Origin of the sequence: Brevundimonas sp., assembly GCF_016463295.1 — a bacterium.
In the GTDB taxonomy this organism is placed as follows: Bacteria; Pseudomonadota; Alphaproteobacteria; order Caulobacterales; family Caulobacteraceae; genus Brevundimonas.
The window spans coordinates 1-4,570 of the sequence record NZ_JAEMRO010000123.1 but is presented as its reverse complement, the minus strand read 5'-3'; the positions used below and the strand labels follow the sequence as shown (position 1 = coordinate 4,570).

The following is a 4,570-nucleotide window of genomic DNA, read 5'->3' as shown; positions in this document are numbered from 1 at the left end:
TCGACCATGGGCTGGCCCGAGAAGACCGAGGATCTGGAGCGGTTCTATCCGACCAGCGATCTGGTCACGGCGGCGGACATCATCTTCTTCTGGGTCGCCCGGATGATGATGATGGGCCTGCACTTCATGGACGAGGTCCCGTTCAAGCGGGTCATCATCAACGGCCTGGTCCGCGACGAGAAGGGCCAGAAGATGTCGAAGTCCAAGGGCAATGTCATCGACCCCCTGACCATCGTCGACGAGCTGGGGGCCGACCCCTTGCGATTCACCATGGCCATCCTGTCGGGGACGCGCGACATCAAGTTGAGCCGGCAACGCATTGAAGGCTATCGCAACTTCGGTACCAAGCTGTGGAATGCCGCGCGCTTTGCCCAGATGAACGAGGCGCAGCGCGTCGAGGGCTTCGATCCGGCGACGGTCGAGCAGACCATCAACCGCTGGGTCCGCGGCGAACTGGCCAAGGCCGAGCGCGAGGTGTCGTCGGCCATCGAGGGCGGACGGTTCGACGATGCGGCCTCGGCGCTGTATCGCTTTGTCTGGAACGTGTTCTGCGACTGGTATCTGGAGCTGGCCAAGCCGGTGTTCCAAGGCGATGACGAGGCCGCCAAGGCCGAGACGCGGGCGATGACGGCCTGGACGCTGGATCAGACGCTGAAGCTGATGCACCCGGTCATGCCCTTCATCACCGAGGAGCTGTGGGACAAGCTGGCCGATGAGGGCGCGGCGCGGTCGGAAGCGACCCTGATCGGTGCGGCCTGGCCCGAGTTGCCGGACAGCTTCATTGACGCGGCGGCTGAGGCCGAGATCGGCTGGCTGATCGATCTGGTCACGGAGGTGCGCCAGTTGCGGGCGGAGATGAACATCGCGCCGTCGGTGAAGCCACCGCTCAGCTTCGTTGCGCCGGACGCCACGACAGCCGAGCGGATCGCGCGGCACCGCGATCTGATCCTGACCCTGGCGCGGGTGTCCGAGGTGGCGACGGTCGATGCCGCACCTGAAGGGGCCGTGACCTTCGTCAGCGGTGGGGCGACGGCGGCGCTGTCGCTGGCCGGGCTGATCGATCTGGAGGCCGAGCGTGCGCGCCTGAACAAGGAGATCGCAGCGTTCGAGAGCGACATCGGCCACTTCAGCAAGAAGCTGGGCAATCCCAACTTCGTCGCCCGCGCCGCGCCCGAGGTCGTCGACGAGCAGCGCGAGAAGCTGGCTGAGGCCGAGGCGGGCAGGGCGCGGTTGCAGGCCGCTCTGGCGCGGCTGGATGCGGTGGGCTGAGGCAGTTCAGCCCTGGTTGTCCGTCAGGATGCGGGGCCAGTTCGCCTCGCCCCTGGCGATGGCACCAGGGATGTCCTGCTCCCACAGCATGCGGGCGCGGTCGTTGAAGTTAAGATACAGACGCCCGTCGACAATGCGCCAGACTGTCGGGTCCCCGGGGGCGATATAGCCCTGACTGGCCGCCCAGGCGCAGTAGCCGCCGAACTGAGGCGCATAGGCCTGGGGGTTGGCTTCGAACATTGTGCGGTTTTCGGCGGTGGCGAAACGCCACGTCGCGCCGTTCCAGTCCAGGGTGATCGCAGGATCGCCGGCGACGGGCTGGCCATCGGTGAAATAGGCGACGGGGTCATGACCCCCGAGCGACAGACGATCGGCAGCGGCATAAACCGGCGGATAGGTCCTGGACTGGGTCGAGGCCTGAGAACTGCCGACGATCAGGGTCAGCGATACGGCCATCAGCGAGGCCAGAACGAAACGCAGCATGATGAGGCATCCTCCCGGCCACCGTTGCGGGGCCCTTCGAGATGGCATACGCCCGCGCGTGCCGCCGGGTTACAGGAGGGGGGAACATGCCGCGTCTGGACATTGAGCTGGTCTCGCGTGGGCTGGCCGAAAGTCGCGCCAAGGCGAAGGCGGCCATCGAGGCGGGCGGCGTCACGATCAATGGCGTGCCCGCCCGCTCAGCCTCCCAGAGTGTCGAGGAAGGCGCGGTGATCCTCGCCGAGCCGGCGCATCGCTGGGTGGGGCGCGGAGCGTTGAAACTGGATCATGCGCTCAGCCTGTGGCCGGTCGCGGTCGAGGGGCGGGTGGTCCTGGATGTCGGTGCGTCCACGGGCGGCTTTACCGAGGTCTGTCTTGAGCGCGGCGCAGTCCGGGTATTCGCGGTTGACGTCGGGCAGGGGCAGCTTCATCCGCGACTGGCCACCGACCCGCGCGTGGTCAATCTGGAGCGAACGGATGCGCGGTCGATCACGACTGACCTGATCACTGAGGCTCCTCAGCTGATCGTCTGTGACGCCAGCTTCATCGGCCTGGCCAAGGTGTTGCCGGCCGCCCTGATCCTCGCGGCGGGAGAGGCCGATCTGGTGACCCTGGTCAAGCCGCAGTTCGAGGCCGAGCGGCCGGGTGGCGGCAAGAAGGGCGTGATCAAGGATACGGAGGCGCATGCCGCAGCCGTGACGTCTGTCTCGGACTGGCTGGAGAGCGTCGGCTGGACCGTCATGGCGACGACCGTCAGCCCGATCACGGGCGGCGACGGCAATGTCGAGTTTTTGCTGTGGGCCAGGAAGCGCGCCTGACCCTCTGACCGTGATCAGCCCTTGGGCGCGACCTTGCGCAGCAGGATCTGGCGCAGGCTTTCCAGCACCTGATTGCGCGCCTCGACCTCTTCGACCGGCAGGGTCTGAAGAAGGCGCAGGGACCGGGCGTGGACGGTCACGATGCGCCAGTCGAACGGCTGACCCGGCTGGGCGGCGTCAATCACGTCGCAGAGGCCCGCCGCGCCCTTGCACAGGTCGTCCAGCTCGAACGGACTGGCAGCGTCGATGACGGCGTTGGCGGCGTGGTAGACCTCCTCCAGCCGCACGGCGAGTTCGGCAGCCGAGGTCGGGGCCGCGATGGCCTCCAGCGCGGCGATCTGGGCATCGACGACGCCTGCGGCCTCAGCCCGTTTAGCTTCGATATTGGCCCGTGCCTGGGTCAGGGCCACACCGATGCTGACCCCACCCGGCTTGTCGATCATCTGGGACAGGTTGGACTTGCGGCGGGCGTGGGTAATGACCGTCATCTTGCGCCTCCCGAGGCTGCGCGTTGTTCGGCATCGAATTGGGCCTTGCGGATCATGCTCGCGCGGCGCTCCTCACCGGGCGGATCGCCTTGCCGAAAGCGACGATCCGGTCCGAAATAGTCTCCGACCTCCAGGAAGGGCCGGGCGTCCCGCGCCACCCAGACCAGCCGCTCCAGCAGGGTCGAGGCGCTGAACGGCTTGGTGATCACGAAGCTGGCCCCGCAATCGCGCGCCTCCTTGACCTTGGAGCGGCGCACGTGGGCGGCGGTCATGATGACCGGCACGAAGGCATTGGGGTCCAGGCCCGACCGCCTCAGCCAGCGCACGAGGGCATAGCCGTCCATCTCCGGCATTTCGCAGTCGACGATCAGCAGATCGACGCTGTGATCGCGCAGGATGTCCATGGCCTCGGCCCCGCTGTTGCAGGCATAACGGGTCTTGATGCCGAACCCCAGCAGCGCCTGGCTGGTCAGGTCGAGGGCGAAGGGCGAATCGTCCACCACCATCGTCACCGCACCGGTCAGGTTGATGACCGAGCTTTCGCGCAGCGATTCGCCGACACCGCCTGACGGGCGCGAGGTTTTGGCAGGGGAGGCTGGAACCATGCATCCAAGCTGCCACGGTCAGGTAGCAGGACGGTTAACGCCAGCGTCAGATTTTGGACGTCGGCTCAGCCCAGACGGCCGATCGCGTAATAGCGGTCCGCACGCGCTTTGCGGATCTGGTCCGGCGTCAGCGAGGACAGGGCGGCCAACTCCTCGGCCAGCACCTCGCCGACGGCAGCGATCGTGCCCTCCGCATCGGCATGGGCACCGCCCAAGGGTTCTTCGATGATGCGGTCGATGATCTTCAGCTCCAGCAGGTCGGGAGCCGTGATCTTCATGGCCATGGCCGCATCCTTGGCCCGGGCCCCGTCGCGCCACAGGATGCCTGCGGCCCCCTCGGGCGAAATGACCGAATAGATGGAGTGTTCCAGCATCAGCACGCGTCCGGCGGCGGCAATGGCGATGGCTCCGCCCGACCCGCCTTCGCCTGTGATGGTGGCGATGGATGGCACGCCCAAGGTCAGGCAGCGTTCGGTGGACCGGGCGATGGCCTCGGCCTGACCACGCTCCTCGGCGCCCAGACCCGGATAGGCCCCGGCGGTATCGACGAAGGTCAGGACCGGCAGGCCATACTGCTCGGCCAGGTCCATCAGGCGCACGGCCTTGCGATAACCCTCGGGCCGGGCCATGCCGAAGTTGTGGGTCACCCGCGACTGTGTGTCATTGCCCTTCTCATGGCCCATGACCACGACAGGCGCGCCGCGAAAGCGGGCCAGGCCGCCCATAATGGCTTGGTCGTCGCCGAACTGACGGTCGCCTTTCAGCTCTTCGAAGTCGGTGAACAGGCCGTCGATATAGTCGGTCAGGTGAGGACGCTGAGGATGGCGCGCCACCTGGGTCTTCATCCAGGGGTCGAGACCGGCATAGGTCTTCTTGCGCAGCTGCTCGGCCTTCTTGCGCAGGCCATCGA

At 66.8% G+C, this 4,570-nt stretch carries 6 protein-coding genes; 2 read left to right on the top strand and 4 right to left on the bottom strand.

Annotated elements, in window-relative coordinates; all coding sequences use genetic code 11:
• A partial coding sequence (locus JHC81_RS13825) for a class I tRNA ligase family protein (RefSeq protein ID WP_292175641.1) occupies window positions 1-1,269 on the top strand: 1,269 nt, incomplete at its 5' end.
• A gap of 6 nt (window positions 1,270-1,275) precedes the next feature.
• Here JHC81_RS13825 and JHC81_RS13820 read toward each other — a convergent pair.
• Complete coding sequence (locus JHC81_RS13820; protein ID WP_292175639.1) at window positions 1,276-1,752, bottom strand: YHS domain-containing (seleno)protein; 477 nt, start codon at window positions 1,750-1,752, stop codon at window positions 1,276-1,278.
• Between the two features lie 86 nt (window positions 1,753-1,838).
• Here JHC81_RS13820 and JHC81_RS13815 point away from each other — a divergent pair, with 86 nt between their 5' ends.
• Window positions 1,839-2,567: a TlyA family RNA methyltransferase gene (locus JHC81_RS13815; protein WP_292175636.1), complete on the top strand. Its 729-nt coding sequence runs from the start codon at window positions 1,839-1,841 to the stop codon at window positions 2,565-2,567.
• A gap of 14 nt (window positions 2,568-2,581) precedes the next feature.
• Here the strand turns inward: JHC81_RS13815 and JHC81_RS13810 are convergent, their stop codons facing one another.
• The 3 genes from JHC81_RS13810 to JHC81_RS13800 form a co-directional block, all read right to left on the bottom strand.
• Window positions 2,582-3,055: a chemotaxis protein CheE gene (locus JHC81_RS13810; RefSeq protein WP_292175634.1), complete on the bottom strand. Its 474-nt coding sequence runs from the start codon at window positions 3,053-3,055 to the stop codon at window positions 2,582-2,584.
• Window positions 3,052-3,660 carry a response regulator gene (locus tag JHC81_RS13805; protein ID WP_292175632.1) on the bottom strand — a complete coding sequence of 203 codons (609 nt, stop codon included), beginning with the start codon at window positions 3,658-3,660 and terminating at the stop codon, window positions 3,052-3,054. The genes JHC81_RS13810 and JHC81_RS13805 overlap by 4 nt, the downstream gene beginning before the upstream one ends.
• A 65-nt stretch (window positions 3,661-3,725) precedes the next feature.
• Window positions 3,726-4,570 (bottom strand): acetyl-CoA carboxylase carboxyltransferase subunit alpha (locus tag JHC81_RS13800; protein ID WP_292175630.1); only part of this gene is annotated, 845 nt, incomplete at its 5' end.

Excerpts from the sequence above, each read along its gene's own strand:
- JHC81_RS13810 (WP_292175634.1), bottom strand. The coding sequence starts at position 3,055 with ATGACGGTCATTACCCACGCCCGCCGCAAGTCCAACCTGTCCCAGATG.
- JHC81_RS13805 (WP_292175632.1), bottom strand. The coding sequence starts at position 3,660 with ATGGTTCCAGCCTCCCCTGCCAAAACCTCGCGCCCGTCAGGCGGTGTC.
- JHC81_RS13815 (WP_292175636.1), top strand. The coding sequence starts at position 1,839 with ATGCCGCGTCTGGACATTGAGCTGGTCTCGCGTGGGCTGGCCGAAAGT.
- JHC81_RS13820 (WP_292175639.1), bottom strand. The coding sequence starts at position 1,752 with ATGCTGCGTTTCGTTCTGGCCTCGCTGATGGCCGTATCGCTGACCCTG.